At 62.8% G+C, this 17,602-nt stretch carries 17 protein-coding genes; 14 read left to right on the forward strand and 3 right to left on the reverse strand.

Annotation, left to right across the window (positions count from 1 at the left end; translation table 11 throughout):
• The first annotated feature begins 145 nt into the window (after positions 1–145).
• The 7 genes from rfbB to ACZ9H3_RS14140 are packed head-to-tail and all read left to right on the forward strand — an operon-like array spanning position 146 to position 7,228.
• Complete coding sequence (rfbB, locus tag ACZ9H3_RS14110) at positions 146–1,228, forward strand: dTDP-glucose 4,6-dehydratase (protein ID WP_476221183.1); 1,083 nt, start codon at positions 146–148, stop codon at positions 1,226–1,228.
• Positions 1,225–2,106 carry a glucose-1-phosphate thymidylyltransferase RfbA gene (rfbA, locus tag ACZ9H3_RS14115; protein ID WP_099776200.1) on the forward strand — a complete coding sequence of 294 codons (882 nt, stop codon included), beginning with the start codon at positions 1,225–1,227 and terminating at the stop codon, positions 2,104–2,106. The genes rfbB and rfbA overlap by 4 nt, the downstream gene beginning before the upstream one ends.
• The gene (gene rfbC / locus ACZ9H3_RS14120; protein WP_099776202.1) at positions 2,097–2,642 is read left to right on the forward strand and encodes a dTDP-4-dehydrorhamnose 3,5-epimerase; all 546 of its coding nucleotides are present in this window, start codon (positions 2,097–2,099) and stop codon (positions 2,640–2,642) included. The genes rfbA and rfbC overlap by 10 nt, the downstream gene beginning before the upstream one ends.
• Positions 2,639–3,514, forward strand: coding sequence for a dTDP-4-dehydrorhamnose reductase (rfbD, locus tag ACZ9H3_RS14125; RefSeq protein WP_476221186.1), 876 nt, complete (start codon positions 2,639–2,641; stop codon positions 3,512–3,514). The genes rfbC and rfbD overlap by 4 nt, the downstream gene beginning before the upstream one ends.
• A 35-nt stretch (positions 3,515–3,549) precedes the next feature.
• Positions 3,550–5,364, forward strand: a complete 1,815-nt coding sequence (locus ACZ9H3_RS14130; protein ID WP_102053661.1) for a sensor histidine kinase — start codon at positions 3,550–3,552, stop codon at positions 5,362–5,364.
• Complete coding sequence (locus ACZ9H3_RS14135) at positions 5,361–6,776, forward strand: sigma-54-dependent transcriptional regulator (protein ID WP_102053660.1); 1,416 nt, start codon at positions 5,361–5,363, stop codon at positions 6,774–6,776. The genes ACZ9H3_RS14130 and ACZ9H3_RS14135 overlap by 4 nt, the downstream gene beginning before the upstream one ends.
• Entirely contained in the window at positions 6,773–7,228 is a 456-nt protein-coding gene (locus ACZ9H3_RS14140) for a YiiD C-terminal domain-containing protein (RefSeq protein WP_065761081.1), read from the forward strand. The genes ACZ9H3_RS14135 and ACZ9H3_RS14140 overlap by 4 nt, the downstream gene beginning before the upstream one ends.
• On the opposite strand, the gene cysQ is transcribed toward ACZ9H3_RS14140, so the two are convergent.
• Complete coding sequence (gene cysQ / locus ACZ9H3_RS14145) at positions 7,217–8,053, reverse strand: 3'(2'),5'-bisphosphate nucleotidase CysQ (RefSeq protein WP_102053659.1); 837 nt, start codon at positions 8,051–8,053, stop codon at positions 7,217–7,219. The two genes, ACZ9H3_RS14140 and cysQ, sit on opposite strands and share 12 nt — an antisense overlap.
• Positions 8,050–8,616 (reverse strand): ADP compounds hydrolase NudE, encoded by a 567-nt coding sequence (gene nudE / locus ACZ9H3_RS14150; RefSeq protein WP_065761083.1) that lies wholly within the window; start codon positions 8,614–8,616, stop codon positions 8,050–8,052. The genes cysQ and nudE overlap by 4 nt, the downstream gene beginning before the upstream one ends.
• Positions 8,617–8,696: 80 nt before the next feature.
• Between nudE and yrfG the strand changes: the two genes are divergently transcribed.
• The 7 genes from yrfG to ACZ9H3_RS14185 all read left to right on the forward strand — a co-directional run bounded on the left by yrfG (position 8,697) and on the right by ACZ9H3_RS14185 (position 16,163).
• The gene (yrfG, locus tag ACZ9H3_RS14155) at positions 8,697–9,362 is read left to right on the forward strand and encodes a GMP/IMP nucleotidase (protein ID WP_065761084.1); all 666 of its coding nucleotides are present in this window, start codon (positions 8,697–8,699) and stop codon (positions 9,360–9,362) included.
• A 33-nt stretch (positions 9,363–9,395) separates the two neighbouring features.
• Positions 9,396–10,283 carry a LysR family transcriptional regulator gene (locus tag ACZ9H3_RS14160; RefSeq protein WP_102053657.1) on the forward strand — a complete coding sequence of 296 codons (888 nt, stop codon included), beginning with the start codon at positions 9,396–9,398 and terminating at the stop codon, positions 10,281–10,283.
• 94 nt (positions 10,284–10,377) lie between these two features.
• On the forward strand, positions 10,378–11,211 hold the full coding sequence (gene fdhD / locus ACZ9H3_RS14165; RefSeq protein ID WP_102053656.1) for a formate dehydrogenase accessory sulfurtransferase FdhD: 834 nt from the start codon (positions 10,378–10,380) through the stop codon (positions 11,209–11,211).
• Positions 11,212–11,213: 2 nt separating this feature from the next.
• Positions 11,214–13,544, forward strand: coding sequence for an FdhF/YdeP family oxidoreductase (locus ACZ9H3_RS14170; protein ID WP_476222765.1), 2,331 nt, complete (start codon positions 11,214–11,216; stop codon positions 13,542–13,544).
• A 205-nt stretch (positions 13,545–13,749) separates the two neighbouring features.
• The gene (locus tag ACZ9H3_RS14175; RefSeq protein WP_330522395.1) at positions 13,750–14,241 is read left to right on the forward strand and encodes a glycine zipper domain-containing protein; all 492 of its coding nucleotides are present in this window, start codon (positions 13,750–13,752) and stop codon (positions 14,239–14,241) included.
• Between the two features lie 281 nt (positions 14,242–14,522).
• Entirely contained in the window at positions 14,523–15,383 is an 861-nt protein-coding gene (locus ACZ9H3_RS14180) for a CheR family methyltransferase (RefSeq protein WP_083199865.1), read from the forward strand.
• Positions 15,384–15,506: 123 nt separating this feature from the next.
• Positions 15,507–16,163, forward strand: coding sequence for a response regulator transcription factor (locus tag ACZ9H3_RS14185; RefSeq protein ID WP_330522396.1), 657 nt, complete (start codon positions 15,507–15,509; stop codon positions 16,161–16,163).
• Between the two features lie 2 nt (positions 16,164–16,165).
• Here the strand turns inward: ACZ9H3_RS14185 and ACZ9H3_RS14190 are convergent, their stop codons facing one another.
• Entirely contained in the window at positions 16,166–16,591 is a 426-nt protein-coding gene (locus ACZ9H3_RS14190; RefSeq protein ID WP_476221195.1) for an acyl-CoA thioesterase, read from the reverse strand.
• Positions 16,592–17,602 lie beyond the last annotated feature (1,011 nt).

Genomic DNA, 17,602 nt, shown 5'->3' on the forward strand with positions numbered 1-17,602 from the left:
CAAGGGAGGTGGAAAAAAAGGCCGTACCGGGTATCGTTTTCTCCGACGCCGACAGTCGCCGTACGCTGCTTGCACCCACCCGCGCCTTTACACAGGCTAGGCAGCACCCGATCAATACCCGTTTAGTCAGGAAAGGCCACTCGACATGCGTATTCTTGTTACCGGCGGTGCCGGATTCATCGGTTCGGCGCTGATTCGCCACCTGATCGAGACCACCGCACATGACGTGCTCAACCTCGACAAGCTCACCTATGCCGGCAATCTGGAATCGCTGAGCAGCATCGCGACCAATACCCGCTATGAGTTCGTGCAGGCCGACATCGCTGACCGCGCCACGGTCGACGCCGTACTGGAACGTTTTGCTCCGCACGCGATCATGCACCTGGCCGCCGAATCGCATGTGGACCGCTCCATCGACGGCCCCGCCGCGTTCATCGAAACCAACATTGTCGGCACCTACAGCCTGCTGGAAGCCGCCCGTGCTTACTGGGCAAAGCTGCCCGCCGCCGAGCGTGAAGCCTTTCGCTTCCATCATGTGTCCACCGACGAGGTGTACGGCGATCTGCATGGGGTGGACGACCTGTTCACGGAAACCACGCCGTACGCCCCCAGCTCGCCCTACTCGGCCAGCAAGGCGGCCTCGGACCATCTGGTACGTGCCTGGCACCGAACCTACGGTTTGCCGGTACTGCTCAGCAACTGCTCGAACAACTATGGGCCGTTCCAGTTCCCGGAAAAGCTCATTCCGCTGACGATCCTCAACGCCTTGGCGGGCAGACCGCTGCCGGTCTACGGCAACGGCCTGCAAGTGCGTGACTGGCTGTTCGTCGAGGACCATGCCCGCGCCCTGCTGCAGGTGCTGTGCGCCGGTCAGGTCGGTGAGACGTACAACATCGGCGGGCACAATGAACAGAAGAATATCGATGTGGTGCGCAGCATCTGCGCCCTGCTTGAAGAACTGGCACCCGATCATCCGGCCGGGGTAAACCACTACGCCGACCTGATCAGCTTCGTCCAGGACCGTCCCGGGCACGATCAGCGCTACGCCATCGACGCCAGCAAAATCCAGCGTGAGCTGGGCTGGACCCCGGCCGAAACCTTCCAGAGCGGACTGCGCAAGACCGTGCAGTGGTACCTGGATAACAGTGAGTGGTGCCAACATGTTCAGGATGGCAGCTATCAAGGCCAGCGCCTGGGCAACAGCGATTTCAAGGACCTGATTGCATGACCAAAGGTATCGTTCTGGCAGGCGGCTCCGGCACTCGCCTGCACCCCATTACCCTGGGGCTTTCCAAACAGCTGCTACCGGTCTACGACAAGCCGATGATCTACTACCCGATCTCGGTACTGATGCTGGCCGGTATCCGCGAAATCCTGATCATTTCCACCCCGCAGGACCTGCCGCAGTACCGTCAACTGCTCGGGGACGGCAGCCAGTTCGGCGTCCAGTTCAGCTATGCCGAACAGCCCTCACCGGACGGCCTGGCCCAGGCCTTCCTGATTGGCGAAGCGTTCATTGGCAACGACTCGGTGTGCCTGATCCTCGGCGACAACATTTTCCACGGCCAGCGGTTTACCGAACAACTGCAACGCGCCGCCAGCCACAGCAGCGGTGCAACGGTGTTTGGTTACTGGGTCAAAGACCCGGAGCGCTTCGGCGTGATCGAGTACAACGAACAAGGCCAGGCCCTGTCGATCGAGGAAAAGCCGACGCAGCCCAAGTCCAGCTATGCCGTGACTGGCCTGTACTTCTACGATAACGACGTGATCGAGATCGCCAAGGGCATTACCCCCTCGGCCCGTGGCGAGCTGGAGATCACCGACGTCAACAACGCTTACCTGAAACGGGGTGACTTGCGCGTAGAGCGCTTCGGGCGTGGCTTTGCCTGGCTCGATACCGGTACCCACGACAGCCTGCTGGAAGCCTCGCAATACGTGCAGACCATTGAGCACCGCCAGGGTCTGAAAGTGGCCTGCCTGGAAGAGATCGCCTTCCAACAGGGCTGGATCGACGAGGCGCACCTGCTTGAACGTGCCAACGCTTTTGGCAAGACCGGCTACGGCCAGTACCTCTACAGCCTGACCCGAGAGAACCGATGGAAGTAATCACCACTGACCTGCCCGAGGTACTGATCCTGGAGCCGAAGGTGTTCGGCGATGCCCGCGGTTTTTTCTACGAAAGCTTCAATGCCCGGGCCTTCGAAGCGCAGACAGGGGTCACGACAACCTTCGTTCAGGACAACCATTCCCGTTCACAGCGCGGCGTACTGCGCGGCCTGCATTACCAACTGGAAAACCCCCAGGGCAAACTGGTGCGGGTCGTACAGGGCGAGGTGCTCGATGTGTGCGTGGATATCCGCCGCAGTTCGCCAGCCTTTGGCCGTTGGGTCGCGGTGCATTTGTCTGCCGAAAACAAACGTCAGATGTGGATACCGGAAGGCTTCGCCCACGGTTTCGTGGTGTTGAGCGACAGTGCGGAGTTCCTCTACAAGACCACCGATTATTACAACCCGGCCGCCGAACGCTGCATCCGCTGGGACGACCCGGACCTGGCCATCGACTGGCAACTGCAACAGGAACCACTGTTGTCGGCCAAGGACCAGGCCGGTAAATCGCTGAAAGAGGCAGAACTGTTTCCATGACCACTGCCCCATTGAACATGCTGATCATCGGCCAACACGGTCAGGTGGCGCGCGAACTGCAACTGCAGCTGGCCCCGCTCGGCACCCTGCACGTGCTGGGTCGCGATGCGCTCGACCTGGCGTATCCGGAGCAGATCCGTCAGCAGGTGCGCACCTTGGCACCGGACCTGATCATCAACGCCGCCGCCCACACCGCAGTCGATCAGGCGGAAGTCGAGCAGGCCCTGGCCTTTGCGGTCAACGCCCACGCCCCCGGGGTACTCGCTGAAGAGGCCGCGCGGCTGGGCATCCCGTTGATTCACTACTCCACCGACTACGTCTTCGATGGCCGCAAGGCCACGCCCTACAACGAAGACGACACGCCCAACCCGCTGAGCGTCTACGGCCGCAGCAAGCTGGCTGGCGAGCAGGCAATCCGTGACGTCGCTGGCCAGCACCTGATCCTGCGCACCAGTTGGGTGTACTCGCAGCATGGGCGCAATTTCCTGCTGACCATGCAGCGGTTGCTGCAGGAAAAACCCGAGCTGCGCGTGGTTGCCGATCAGATCGGCGCACCGACCTGGGCGGCTACCATCGCCCGCAGCACCCGCGCCCTGATCGAGCATTGGCAGGCTGGCCAGGCGGGTGCCTGGGGCACCTATCACCTGACCGCGCAAGGCGAGACATCCTGGTTCGGTTTTGCCCAGGCCATCGCCGCGCACCTCCAGGCCCAAGGCAAGCACTGTGCCCGGCTAGTGCCCATCCCCACCTGCGAGTACCCGACACCGGCCCAGCGCCCACTCAACTCGCGCCTGGACTGCAGTCGCCTGCAGCAGCAATGGCAGGTCAGCCAGCCAGACTGGCAGCAAGCACTGATCGACTGCCTGAAGTAGCGCATAATGCGCCAGACTCCATCGGCGCATTTGCAATGACCATGACCCCGACCGTTCCCCGTCGTCCACGCTGGCGCAGCCTGGCCATAGTGGCCTTGTTCCTCGCCCCACTGCTCTTGCCGCTGCAACACCTGGCCGAGCGTTACTATCAGGACGAGCTGGCCGGGCAAAATCGCCAGACCCTCGACCTGTACGTGGCAAACCTGCTGGGTACCCTGCACCGTTATGAAACCCTGCCGCAAATCCTCGGTGACCTGCCAGCCCTGCGTGCGGTGCTCAAGGACCCGATGCGCCTGGAAACCCTGACCAACGCCAACCGTCTGCTCAAGGACATCAGCACCCAGACCGGTGCCGAAGTGATGTACCTGATGGACACCAACGGCAACACCCTGGCAGCGTCCAACTGGGACAAGCGCGACACCTTCGTTGGCCGTAACTTTGCCTTCCGCCCGTATTTCAGCGATGCCCTTACCGGACGCCTGGGGCGCTTTTTCGGCCAAGGCACCACCTCGGCCAAACGCGGTTACTTCTTTGCAGGTGCCGTGCGCGATGGCGAGCGCGTGATCGGCGCACTGGTGGTCAAGGTCGACCTGGACCACACCGAAACGCTCTGGGGCAAAACCCCGGAACAACTGCTGCTGACCGACCAGAACGGCGTGGTTATTCTGACCTCCCGTCCGGACTGGCGCTTCCGTGCCACCCGGCCACTGACCGATACCGAGCGCGCCGCCATTGCCGCGATCCAGCCCTACCCGACGCTGACGCCCCAACCGCTGAACCTCGACCCCAAAGCCTGGCTGATCCAGACCCGAACCATCGAGGAAACCGGCTGGCAGGTGAGCATCCTTGCCCCACGAACCCTGATCGACCGTTCGGTACGCACGGTGCTGGCCATCGGCGGCGCCACGCTGCTGGTGTTGATGTTGCTGCTTGGGCTGATCATGCAGCGGCGACGGCACTACATGGACCGAATCGCCTTCGAGGCCCGCGCCCGCCAGGAACTGGAACAACGGGTCATTGAGCGAACCGCCGACCTTGAAGGCCTGAACAGCCGGCTGAAAAACGAAGTGCTGGAGCGCGAGCAGGCGCAACAGGAACTGGTCCGTGCGCAGGATGAACTGGTTCAGGCCGGCAAGCTGTCAGTGCTCGGCACGATGTCGGCGAGCATCAGCCATGAGCTCAATCAACCGCTGGCGGCCATCCGCAGTTATGCCGAGAACGCTGAGATCCTGCTCGACCATCAGCGCACCGAAGAGGCCCGCAGCAACCTCAAGCTGATCGCTGAACTGACCGGGCGCATGGCCTCGATCATCGCCCACCTGCGCGCCTTTGCCCGGCGCGACCGGCACGCCCCCGAGAGCGTGGCCCTGCAACCGGCCCTGGACGATGCCCTGGCCCTGCTGGCCAAACGGCGCCGGGCAATGGCCGTGGAACTGGTGCGTGACCTGCCAGAGGCCACCCTGTGGGTACAGGCCGGTGAAACCCGCTTGCGCCAGGTGCTCGGCAACCTGCTGGCCAACGCCCTCGACGCGCTGACCGAGAAGGCTAACCCGCGCAAGCTGTGGCTAAGTGCCGAACGCAAGGACGACAACGTCTACCTGTACATTCGCGACAACGGCCCAGGGTTCAGCAGCGAAGCCATGGCCCGTGCCCGTGAACCGTTCTTCACCACCAAGACCCGTACCCAGGGCCTTGGCCTGGGGCTGGCGATCTGCGATACCTTGATGCGTGCGCTGGGTGGCGAACTGCTGCTGGCCAACCACCCTGAGGGTGGCGCACTGCTGACCCTGAAACTGCGCGTAGCCAAACCCGGCGCCAACCTGCAAACCTCGGAGGATCCATCGGCATGACGACCGAGCCGCTCATCGATAGCCGCACACAGGTGATTCTGGTCGATGACGACCCGCACTTGCGTCAGGCGCTGAGCCAGACCCTCGACCTCGCCGGCCTCAAGGTCATGTCCCTGAGCGATGCCCAAGGCTTGGCCCAACGTATCGAAGCCGATTGGCCGGGGGTAGTCGTAAGCGATATTCGCATGCCAGGCATCGACGGCCTGCAACTGCTCGAACAGTTGCATGGGCAGGACCCGGAGTTACCCGTGCTGCTGATTACCGGCCACGGCGACGTACCGCTGGCCGTCCAGGCCATGCGTGCCGGCGCCTACGATTTTCTGGAAAAACCCTTCGCCAGCGATGCCCTGCTCGACAGCGTGCGCCGGGCCTTGGCCCTGCGCCGCCTGATACTGGACAACCGCAGCCTGCGCCTGGCCCTCAGCGATCGCCAGGCATTGAGCGCCCGGCTGGTCGGGCAATCGGCACCGATGCTGCGCCTGCGTGAGCAGATTGGCGCACTGGCCCCGACCCGCGCCGACGTGTTGATCCTCGGCGAAACCGGCGCCGGCAAGGAAGTCGTCGCCCGTGCCCTGCACGACCTGTCGAGCCGCCGCGACGGCCCGTTCGTGGCGATCAATGCCGGCGCGCTGGCAGAGTCGGTGGTCGAAAGCGAGCTGTTCGGCCATGAACCCGGCGCCTTCACCGGGGCGCAGAAACGCCGCATTGGCAAATTCGAGTTCGCCAACGGCGGCACACTGTTCCTCGACGAAATCGAGAGCATGAGCCTGGATGTTCAGGTCAAGTTGCTGCGCCTGCTGCAAGAACGAGTGGTCGAGCGCCTGGGCGGCAACCAGCAGATTCCGCTGGATATCCGGGTCATCGCAGCCACCAAGGAAGACCTGCGCCAGGCCGCCGATCAGGGCCGCTTCCGGGCCGACCTGTACTACCGCCTGAACGTCGCGCCGCTGCGTATTCCACCGCTGCGCGAACGCGGCGAAGACATTTTGCTGTTGTTCCAGCATTTTGCCGACGCGGCCAGCCAGCGCCACGGCCTGCCCGGCCATGCCCTGCAACCGGCGCAGCGCGCCCTGCTCATGCGCCATGCCTGGCCAGGCAACGTGCGCGAACTGCAGAACGCGGCGGAACGTTTCGCCCTCGGCCTTGAGCTGGCCCTGGACGGCGACAGCCACAGCGAACCGCTGGCCGCCAACCCGGTGCTGGGCAGCGGCAATTTGAGTGAGCAGGTCGAGCACTTCGAGCGCTCGCTGATCGCCGCCGAGCTGGCCCGTTCGCACAGCTCACTGCGCAGCCTGGCCGAGGCCCTGGGTATCCCGCGCAAAACCCTGCACGACAAGTTGCGCAAGCATGGCCTGAATTTCGCCGACAGCCACAGCAGCGGCACTGATGATCTTGAGGAGAACCGCCCGTGACCACCGACAACCAGTACCTGGAAGCCCTCCTGCACCACGACATCCCCCTTACCCGGGAAATGGGCTTGCAGGTACTTGATTGGCAACAACAGCGCCTGCGCCTGCAGTTGCCGCTGGCCGCCAACGTCAATCACAAGAGCACCATGTTTGGCGGCAGCCTGTATTGCGCCGCCGTGCTGGTCGGTTGGGGCTGGTTGCACATGCGCTTGCGCGAGGCCGGCATCGACGACGGCCATATCGTCATTCAGGAAGGTCAGATCAACTATCCAGTGCCCGTCACCGGTGCAGCCATCGCTCAATGCGAGGCGCCTGATGAGAAGGTCTGGAACAAGTTCATCGCCACTTACCAGCGCTATGGCCGGGCCCGCCTGAACCTGAACACCCAGGTTCGCAACGCCGGCAGCGAAGAGGATGCCGTGCGTTTCAGCGGGCAGTACGTATTACATCGCTGAGGCGAGCTTGAGCAGGTCGTTGCGCCACGCCGCAGCGGCCGGCAACGCCAGGAAAAACGCATTGAGTAACGATTCACGCGGCGGGTAGCTGAAGACCTGGCCATCGAGGCCCAAGACTTCACCACCGGCGCCCTCCAGCACACCTTGGGCTGCTGCCGTATCCCACTGCGAGGTCGGCGCCAGGCGCGGGTAACAATCCGCGCTGCCCTCGGCCAGCAAGCAGAACTTCAACGAACTGCCGATATTGGCCAGTTGCAACTCGCCCAGCGTGCCGCTGAGCCCTGCCAACAAGTGTTCCTGCTGTGGGCTGGTATGACGGCGACTGGCGACCACGGTAAAGCTTTCACCCGCCGGTGGCGCCAGACGAACCTGAATCGGCTGCGCCTCGCCTCCGCGTTCGGAGCGCCAGGCGCCGAGCGCTTTACCACCGAAATAGCAGCGGCCACTGGTCGGCATGGCGACCACACCGAACAGCACTTGCCCCTGTTCAATCAGTGCGATGTTGACGGTGAATTCTTCGCTGCCTGCGATGAATTCCTTGGTACCGTCCAGCGGGTCGACCAGCCACCAGCGCTGCCAGGTCTGACGTTTGCTCAAGGGAATATCGCAATCCTCTTCGGACAGCACCGGAATCTCCGGGGCCAGCGCTTGTAGCCCACTGGCAATCACTTGATGCGCGGCCATATCCGCAGCCGTCACCGGCGAGGCATCAGCCTTGGCAGTCACCGCAACATTGACCCGCCAGAACGGCAGAATGGCATCCCCTGCCAGACGGGCCAGATCGACGACCTCAGCCATCATCGCGTTCAGGTTCAATTCGCTCATGGGACAAATACCCCACGCTGGGTCAGCAGGTCGCGCGCCAGGTACAACGCCGCCAGCGCTCGCCCTTCGGAAAACTGCGGATGCTGTGCCAGCGAGGCCAGATCACGCAGGTTGACCTTATCAACCCGCATCGGCTCCGGCTCATCGCCCTCAAGGCGCTCTTCATAGAGGTCGCTGGCCAGCACCACCTGGATTTTCTGGCTCATGTAGCCCGGCGACAACGACAGTTCGGTCAGGTGCTCCAGTTGCCGGGCACCGAAGCCGGCCTCTTCCTTGAGCTCACGGTCGGCCGCAGCCAACACGTCTTCGCCCGGTTCGATCAGGCCCTTGGGCAACGACAGCTCGTACTCGTCGGTGCCGCCGCAGTACTCCTCAACCAACACCGCGTGTTCGGCATCGAGCATCGCCACGATCATCACCGCACCATACCCGTTGCCGCGCCCGACTAATCGCTCATAGGTGCGCTCGGCACCGTTGGCAAAGCGCAGTTGCACCGCTTCGACACGAAATAGACGGCTGCTGGCGACAATCTCGCGAGCAAGGACTGTGGGTTTCTGGCGCATGGGTGGCGGCTCCTTGGCGTGAACGCGGTACTATACCGTGGCTTGCCCGGCCACTGCGCCCGACTGACCGAGAATCTTTCATGCCTGCCCTGAACTGGCGCGACATCGATACCGTTCTACTCGATATGGACGGCACCCTGCTCGACCTGCATTACGACAACCACTTCTGGCTCGAACACCTGCCGCAGCGCTATGCCGAACTGCATGGGGTGAGCCGGGCCATGGCCGAACTGGAACTGCAGCCGTTGTTTGAAAAGAACGCCGGCTCGCTGAACTGGTACTGCCTGGATTTCTGGAGTGCAGAGCTGAACCTGCCGATTCGCGAACTGAAGCTGGAAACCGCGAACCTGATCGCCCTGCGCCCGGATGCCGACGTGTTCCTTGCGGCCATCCGCGATGCCGGCAAGCGGGTGGTGCTGATCACCAACGCCCACCGCGATTCGCTCTCGGTGAAACTGGAACGGGTGGCACTGGCGCCGTATTTCGAGCGCTTGATCAGCTCCCATGACTACGGTTTTCCCAAGGAAGACCCGCAGTTCTGGAGTGCCCTGCAGGCCGACATCAACTTCGACCCGGCGCGCAGCCTGTTCATCGACGACACCTTGGCGATCCTGCGCAGCGCCCAGTCTTTTGGTGTTGCACACCTGCTTGCGGTGCGTCAGCCCGACAGCCGTAAAGGCCCACGGGACACCCAGGAGTTCGCGGCACTGGACGACTATCGGACGTTGCTCGAAGGGCTCGGTTAGAATGCCTCGCCTGCCCTGTGCCGTGGAGCGCCGATGGACATCAAACAGCTGAAATTCCTGATCGCCCTGGATGAAACCCGCCACTTCGGCCAAGCGGCCGCGTTGTGCCATGTAACCCAGCCAACCCTGTCGATGCGCCTGCGCAACCTGGAGCAGGAACTGGGTTTGGCCCTGGTCAATCGTGGTCAGCGCTTCGAGGGGTTCACCGCCCAGGGTGAACGGGTGCTGGCCTGGGCCCGTTCGGTACTGGCCGCCTACGATGGCTTGTACGCCGAAGCGGCTGCCTGCCGTGGGCATCTGGTAGGCACCCTGCGCCTGGGCGTGGTGCCGCTGTCGAGCTTCGACCCGCTGCCACTGCTGCAGCGCCTGCACAGCCAGCATCCACAACTGTGCTTTGAACTGAGCGCACTCAGCTCCGAACAAATTCTGGAGCAGTTGGCGAGTAACCGGCTTGACCTCGGCGTGTCGTACCTCGAACGGCTGGATAACGAACGTTTCGAGTCCCTGGCGCTGGGCGACACACGCATGGGCCTGCTGTATGACCCGGCGTACTTCAATTTCGACGATCAGCCCCTCAGTTGGCAGGCATTGACCGAACTGCCTTTGGGCCTGCTCACCGCCGGCATGCACTTTCGTCAGTCAATCGACCACAACTTCCACAGCCGTGGCCTGAACCCGCAACCGCTGCTGCAGACCGATGCCGTGCATCAACTGGTACAAGCGGTGAACGGTGGCCTGTGTTGTGCAATCATGCCGCTGGCCACCGGCCTGGAAGCCTTGACCGAGCGCCTGCGCCTGCAGCCCATCGAGCAAGCCAGCACCCTGGCACCGCTGGGCCTGATCATGCGCCGCAGCGCACCGCGTTCGGCCTTGGCCGAGGCCTGCTTCAACGAGTACCGCCACATGCAGGACGAGGTTTGATCGACCCGCTCTATCACGGCATCAGTATTAGCGATTAGACGATACCTGAGCGCAGGCCTAGGCTTAAGACTGATCAGCCGCCGGTACCTGTGCCATGACCCTAAAACGCCCCACTTGCGCGGCGACCACTGAGCTGGTGACGCCAGCGGCCAGCAACGACTACGCGTTCCACGACCTCGAAGACAGCACGCCGACCTACACCGCACTGGCCGAGGAAGTGGCTCTGGCGATTGCCTATAACGGCATCAGCCAGGCGGTCATGCTGGTCAGCCCCACCGACCTTGAAGACTTTATCGTTGGCTTCAGCATCGGTAGCGGCATCGCCGAGGCCAGTGAGATTTATGACATCACGCTCAGCGGCAGCGGCTCAGCCCTGCACGCGGAGGTTGAGATCGCCAGCCGGGCGTTCTGGAACCTCAAGAACCAACGTCGGCAACTGGCCGGTACCAGCGGTTGCGGCCTGTGTGGAGTCGAGGCATTGGAGCAGGCGCTGCCCGAGCTCAAGGTATTGCCCGGCGCACCCTTGCCACCGGCCGCCTGGCTGGTCGACCTGCGCCAGCGCATCAGTGCCTTCCAGCCGCTGGGCCAACACTGTGGCGCGGTGCATGCCGCACTGTTCATGGACGCCAACGGCGAACTGCTGTTGGGCCGCGAAGATATTGGTCGGCACAACGCCCTCGACAAACTGATCGGGGCCCTTGTACGCCAACGCATCGCCACCAAGGGTGGCCTGGCCATTGTCACCAGCCGCTGCAGCCTGGAGCTGATCCAGAAGGTGCTGCGCGCCGGCATCCAGACGCTGGTCAGCCTGTCTGCTCCGACCGGCCTGGCCCTGCAATGGGCCCGCCAACACAACCTCAACCTTATTCACCTGCCACAACGTAGTGCGCCGCGGGTCTACAGCCCTGCGCGGGAGAACCGAACGTGAACCTGCCCCATCAAGTCGACCAGAAACCTGTTCCACGCTACAAGCCTTACCGCGGCGCCGCGGGTGGCTGGGGCGCACTGCGCAGCGTGGCACAAGCCTGGATTGGCAGTGACAACGCGCTGAAAAACATCCGCGCGTTGCTCAAGACCAACCAGAATGGCGGCCTCGACTGCCCAGGCTGCGCCTGGGGTGACTCGCCGGAAAGCGGCATGGTCAAGTTCTGCGAGAACGGCGCCAAGGCAGTGAACTGGGAAGCGACCAAACGCCGGGTCGATGCTGCATTCTTCGCCCGCCACAGCGTCACCTCACTGCTGCAGCAAAGCGATTACTGGCTTGAGTACCAGGGCCGGCTCACCGAACCGATGAGCTACAACCCCACAACCGACCGCTACCAGCCCATCAGCTGGGAGGCCGCCTTCGCCCTGATCGCCCGACACCTGCAGAACCTGGCAAGCCCGGATCAGGCCGAGTTCTACACCTCCGGCCGCGCCAGCAACGAAGCGGCATTTCTCTACCAGCTGTTCGTTCGTGCCTACGGCACCAACAACTTTCCAGACTGCTCGAACATGTGCCATGAAGCCAGCGGTGTGGCATTGGGGCAAAGTGTCGGCGTCGGCAAAGGCACGGTGACCTTCGACGATTTCGAGCATGCCGAGGCGATCTTCGTCTGGGGCCAGAACCCAGGCACTAACCACCCCCGGATGCTTGAGCCGCTGCGCGAAGCGGTCAAGCGGGGCGCTCAGGTCGTCTGCATCAACCCGCTCAAGGAACGCGGCCTGGAGCGCTTCCAGCACCCGCAGCACCCCTTGGAGATGCTCACCAACGGCGACCGTCCAACCAACACGGCGTACTTCCGTCCGGCCCTGGGCGGCGACATGGCAGTACTGCGCGGCATGGCCAAGTACCTGTTGCAGTGGGAACGCGAAGCCCAGGCCAGCGGTGCACCAGCGGTGTTCGACCACGCCTTCATCGCGCAACACAGCGCCGGTGTCGACGACTACCTGGCAACGGTCGAGGCCACGCCCTGGGAACAGATCGAGGCACAGTCGGGCCTGAGCCTTGCCGAGATCGAACAGGCGGCGCAGATGTACCGCAAGGCTGGCAAGGTCATCATGTGCTGGGCCATGGGCATCACACAGCACCGACATTCAGTGGCAACCATTCAGGAAATCGCCAACCTGATGCTGCTGCGCGGCAACCTTGGTGTACCGGGTGCTGGCCTGTGCCCGGTCCGTGGCCACAGCAACGTGCAGGGCGACCGCACCATGGGCATCAACGAACGCCCACCGGTGGCGTTGCTCGACGCGCTGGAAAAACGCTTCGGTTTCAAGGTGCCTCGGCACAACGGCCACAACACTGTCGAAGCCATTGGCGCAATGCTCGCCGGCCAGGCCAAGGTGTTCATCGGCTTGGGCGGCAACTTCGCCCAAGCCACGCCAGACACCGAGCGCACCGCCCAAGCCCTGCGCAACTGCGCACTGACCGTGCAGATCAGCACCAAGCTCAACCGCAGCCATCTGATCCACGGCAAGGACGCGCTGATCCTGCCATGCCTGGGACGCACTGACATCGACCTGCAGGCCGAAGGCGCCCAAGCGGTCACGGTAGAAGATTCGTTCAGCATGGTGCATGCCTCCAATGGCCAACTGCAGCCGTTGTCGCGGCAGATGCGCTCGGAGCCTGCGGTCATCGCCGGCATCGCTGCGGCCACCCTCGGCGCGCAGCCGGTGGACTGGCACTGGCTGGTGGCCGATTACGCACGCATCCGCGAGCTGATCAGCCAGACCATCCCGGGGTTCGAGGATTTCAACCAGCGCCTGGCGCACCCCGGCGGTTTCTACCTGGGCAACAGCGCCAGCCAGCGCCAATGGAATACCGCCAGTGGCAAGGCCAATTTCAAGGCCAACGCACTGCCCGATGACTTGTTGCATGAATGTGTTCGCGCCAGTGGCCAGGTACCGGACCTGATCATGCAGTCGATGCGCTCGCACGATCAGTACAACACCACGATCTATGGTCTGGACGACCGCTACCGCGGTGTGAAAGGCCAACGCGATGTGTTGTTCGCCAACGAGGCCGACATCATTCGCCTGGGCTTCCGTCCGGGGCAGAAGGTGGATATCGTGTCGCTCTGGAGCGATGAGCGTGAGCGTCGGGTCAAAGGCTTCACCCTGCTCGCCTTCGACATCCCCGCCGGGCAGGCAGCAGCCTATTACCCCGAGGTGAACCCACTGGTGCCGCTGGAAAGCGTCGGCGATGACAGCCACACGCCCACCTCGAAATTCATCGCGATCAAGCTGCTCGCAGCCAGCGAGACGGCACGAATCATCTGACCGGTTTACGCCCACAAAAAAGGCCCTGACAACACTGCCAGGGCCTTTCCCGAAGTAGCTCAGACACGCGAAATTCGAGAAAGTTTCAGCTAAAAAACAGTAACTTATCGATTTGTGCACAAGTCGTGTTACTCGTCGGATTTCCGTTGCCAGCCCCATCCCAGAGCCTCAGGATCGCCTCGTCATCCCTCTGAGGCTCTCTTAGATGAAGAAGTACTCCTCGATTCTCTTGTTGTCCCTCGGCCTGCTCAGTGGCGTTGCCTCGGCAGGCGGCACCACCGAAGCCGGTATTGGCGGCGCATTGGGTGGGGTATTGGGTTCGGTCGTCGGCCAGTCGATTGGCGGCAGCACCGGCTCTGCGATCGGTGCGGGCCTCGGTGGTGCAGCCGGTGGTGCTGTTGGCGCGAACAAACACAGCCGCGGCGAAGCCGCCATCGGGGGCGCACTGGGCGCTGCCGGCGGTAACGTGGTGGGTCGCAGCATGGGCGGCACCACAGGCAGCCTGATCGGTGCAGCCGCCGGTGGCGGTGCCGGTGGCGCGCTGGGTAACTACATGGGCAGAGAAGCCGACGAAGAAGACCGTGACTACCGTGGACGTGGTTACCGCGGGCGCGACTACGACGACCGTCGTTACTACCATGACCGTGGCCATCACTACGGCCAGCGCAAGCACCGTCACTGGCGCCACGACGACTGATAGCCGCCGCGACAACGGCCTAAAGGCACACCGCTATCACGTCACTGGCTTAAGCCAAATACCTAACGGTTCGCTTCCCTGGCGATCCGTCGGCATCGACCCGGAGCTCACGCTCCGGGTGCGTTGCAGAACACCCGCCAAGCGGCCGGAACGCCCCAACCCACCGCATACCCCTCTAGCCCGACCTTGCCCGATACCAACGGCTTAAGGGGAGTCCTGATATGGGCAAACAGGGCTGGGCGCTATCATCCAACGTCCTCAGATCAGGCAGGACGCAAGGAATGCGGATAGGTAATGACGCTGAAAGCCGAACGCTTGTCGCCACTAAAGGGTTGGCAAACTTCAAACCGGCGTTACCCGACCCTACCGAGTTCCAGCAGTTGCAGACACTCGTGCATCAAAGCTGCGGCGTCGTCATCACCGACGACAAGCGCGCACTGATCGCCGCCCGCCTGAATCAGCGCCTGCGCCACCACCGCCTGGACACCTACCGCGACTACCTTCAGTTACTCGAACAGCCTCATTATCAGGCTGAGCGCAGCCTGGCCATCGACCTGCTGGTTGCCAAGGAAACCTACTTCTTTCGCGAGCACCGTCACTTCGAGTACCTCGGCCAATGGTTAGCGAAACACCAAGGCCCGGTGCGCCTCTGGAGTGCCGCCTGCTCGTCCGGTGAAGAGGCCTACAGCCTGGCCATGGTCGCCAGCGAACATGCCGCCACCGATCACTGGGAAGTACTGGCCAGCGATGTCAGTACACGCATGCTGTCGCTTGCCCAAGCAGGTATCTACGATATTGCCCAGGCCCGCTATTTTCCTGAAGGCTGGCTAGAGCGTCATGGCCTGTGTGGCATTGGTCAGATGGTCGGGCGCCTGCGCATGAGTGCATGCTTGCGCCAACGGCTAACCCTCAAGACCATCAACCTGATCCACCCATTGCCCGACGACCTGGGCCATTTCCACGCCATCTTTCTGCGCAACCTGTTGATGTACGTCGACAGCGAGCACAAGCCGAGCCTGCTCAAGGACATAGTGGCTCGCCTGCACCCTGGTGGCCTGCTGTTTATCGGGCACGCTGAGAGCATCCACGAACTGGCGCTTCCCCTTCGCCCGATACTACCTTCCGTATTCGAACGCTTATGACTGCACACTCACGGCAGGCCACCCAGGCGCGACACCGACACTGATGGCGCAGCACCGCGACAGCGCTCACATGGACCGAGCAAACCTGTCGCTCCTCATCCCTTGCGAAACAGGCTCGAACCCATGCTTTGCCGAATACTCCTTGTCGATGACTCGCCCCTCTTCAGAGCAGGTCTGAGGGCATTGCTCGAACAAAAAAAAGACTATGTCATCGTTGGGGAGGCTGGCGACGGCCTGAAGGCCATCACGTTGGCTGAACAACTGAAGCCGAACATCATCGTGCTGGACATGCTCCAGCACGCATTCGACAGCGAGGAGGTTCTGGGCGAACTGCAACTGCGCGTACCGTCGAGCCGCGTACTGATCCTATCGTCCCGCTCAGAGCTGGAGTTCGTGATGAAATGCCTGCAACACGGCGCCCACGGCTTCCTGCTCAAGAGCGCAACCGTGCCGGAACTTGAGTCGGCACTGCATGCCCTAAGAAGCGGCAGTCAGTACCTGTCCGCCACCGTACTGCCGCTGGTGATCGAACAGGCGGTGAAACACAGCCGCAAGCGCCCGACGATAGGCACCACGACACAACTGACCACCCGCCAACTGGAAATCCTTCGGCTGATTGCCCGTGGTGAGTCGACCCGCTCGATTGCCGAAGGCCTGGGCCTGAGCATCAAGACCATCGAGGCCCATCGCTCGCAGATCATGCACCGCCTGCAGATCCACGACGTGCCGGGCCTGGTACTGTTTGCTGTGCGCGAAGGCATCATTCGCCTGAACGACTGAGCCTACTGGAGCGCCTGCAAGGCCGCCTGCAAGCGCTCCGGCAGGCTTGCCGGGCGACCTGTAGCACGCTCAACGAACACCTGTACCACGCGCCCTACCGCGCAGGCTTGCGAGTCATTGGCCTTGAACAACGCCACCGCGTATTCGACGCTACTACCGGCCAGGCGGCTAACCCGCACGCCAACCGCCAACGCCTCGGGGAACGCTGCCGAAGCGAAGAAATCGCAGGACGAACTCACGACAAAACCCACCACGTCGCCGTCTTGTGGGTCCAGTTCGGCACGTTCGATCAAGTACGCCTGCAGCGCACTGTCGAAGAACGCATAAACCATTGCACCCGCGATATGACCCTGTGCATCAGTGTCCTGCCAGCGCGTCTGAACAGGGTGAAAATGAGGGTAATGATCACGCTGAACCGTCTCGGACATACGATCCCTCCTGATGATGGCATCGACAAAGTGTCAGAGAGTGCGCGGTGCCCGCATCGTTGGCAAGCCAACTCCCACAGGGGGCCGCGCAGTACACTGCTTTTCTGTGGGAGCTGGCTTGCCTGCGATGGTATCGGGCGCAGTGTCAGTGGGTACGCGGCGCCTGCATCGTTGGCAAGCCAACTCCCACAGGGGGCCGCGCAGCACACTGCTTTTCTGTGGGAGCAGGCTTGCCTGCGATGGTATCGGCGCGGTGTCAGTGGGTACGCAGCGCCCGCATCGTTGGCAAGCCAACTCCCACAGGGGTCCGCGCAGTAGACTGCTTTTCTGTGGGATGCAGGCTTGCCTGCGATGGTATCGGCGCAGTGTCAGTGGGTACGCAGCGCCCGCATCGTTGGCAAGCCAACTCCCACAGGGGTCCGCGCAGTAGACTGCTTTTCTGTGGGATGCAGGCTTGCCTGCGATGGTATCGGCGCAGTGTCAGTGGGTACGCAGCGCCCGCATCGTTGGCAAGCCAACTCCCACAGGGGTCCGCGCAGTACACTGCTTTTCTGTGGAATGCAGGCTTGCCTGCGATGGTATCGGCGCGGTGTCAGTGGGTACGCAGCGCCCGCATCGTTGGCAAGCCAACTCCCACAGGGGGCCGCGCAGTAGACTGCTTTTCTGTGGGAGCTGGCTTGCCTGCGATGGTATCGGCGCAGTGTCAGTGGGTAAGCGGCGCCTGCATCGTTGGCAAGCCAACTCCCACAGGGGGCCGCGCAGCACACTGCTTTTCTGTGGGAGCAGGCTTGCCTGCGATGGTATCGGCGCGGTGTCAGTGGGTACGCAGCGCCCGCATCGTTGGCAAGCCAACTCCCACAGGGGTCCGCGCAGTACACTGCTTTTCTGTGGGATGCAGGCTTGCCTGCGATGGTATTGGCGCGGTGTCAGTGGGTACGCAGCGCCCGCATCGTTGGCAAGCCAACTCCCACAGGGGGCCGCGCAGTACACTGCTTTTCTGTGGAATGCAGG

The organism is Pseudomonas sp. TE3910 (assembly GCF_056279025.1).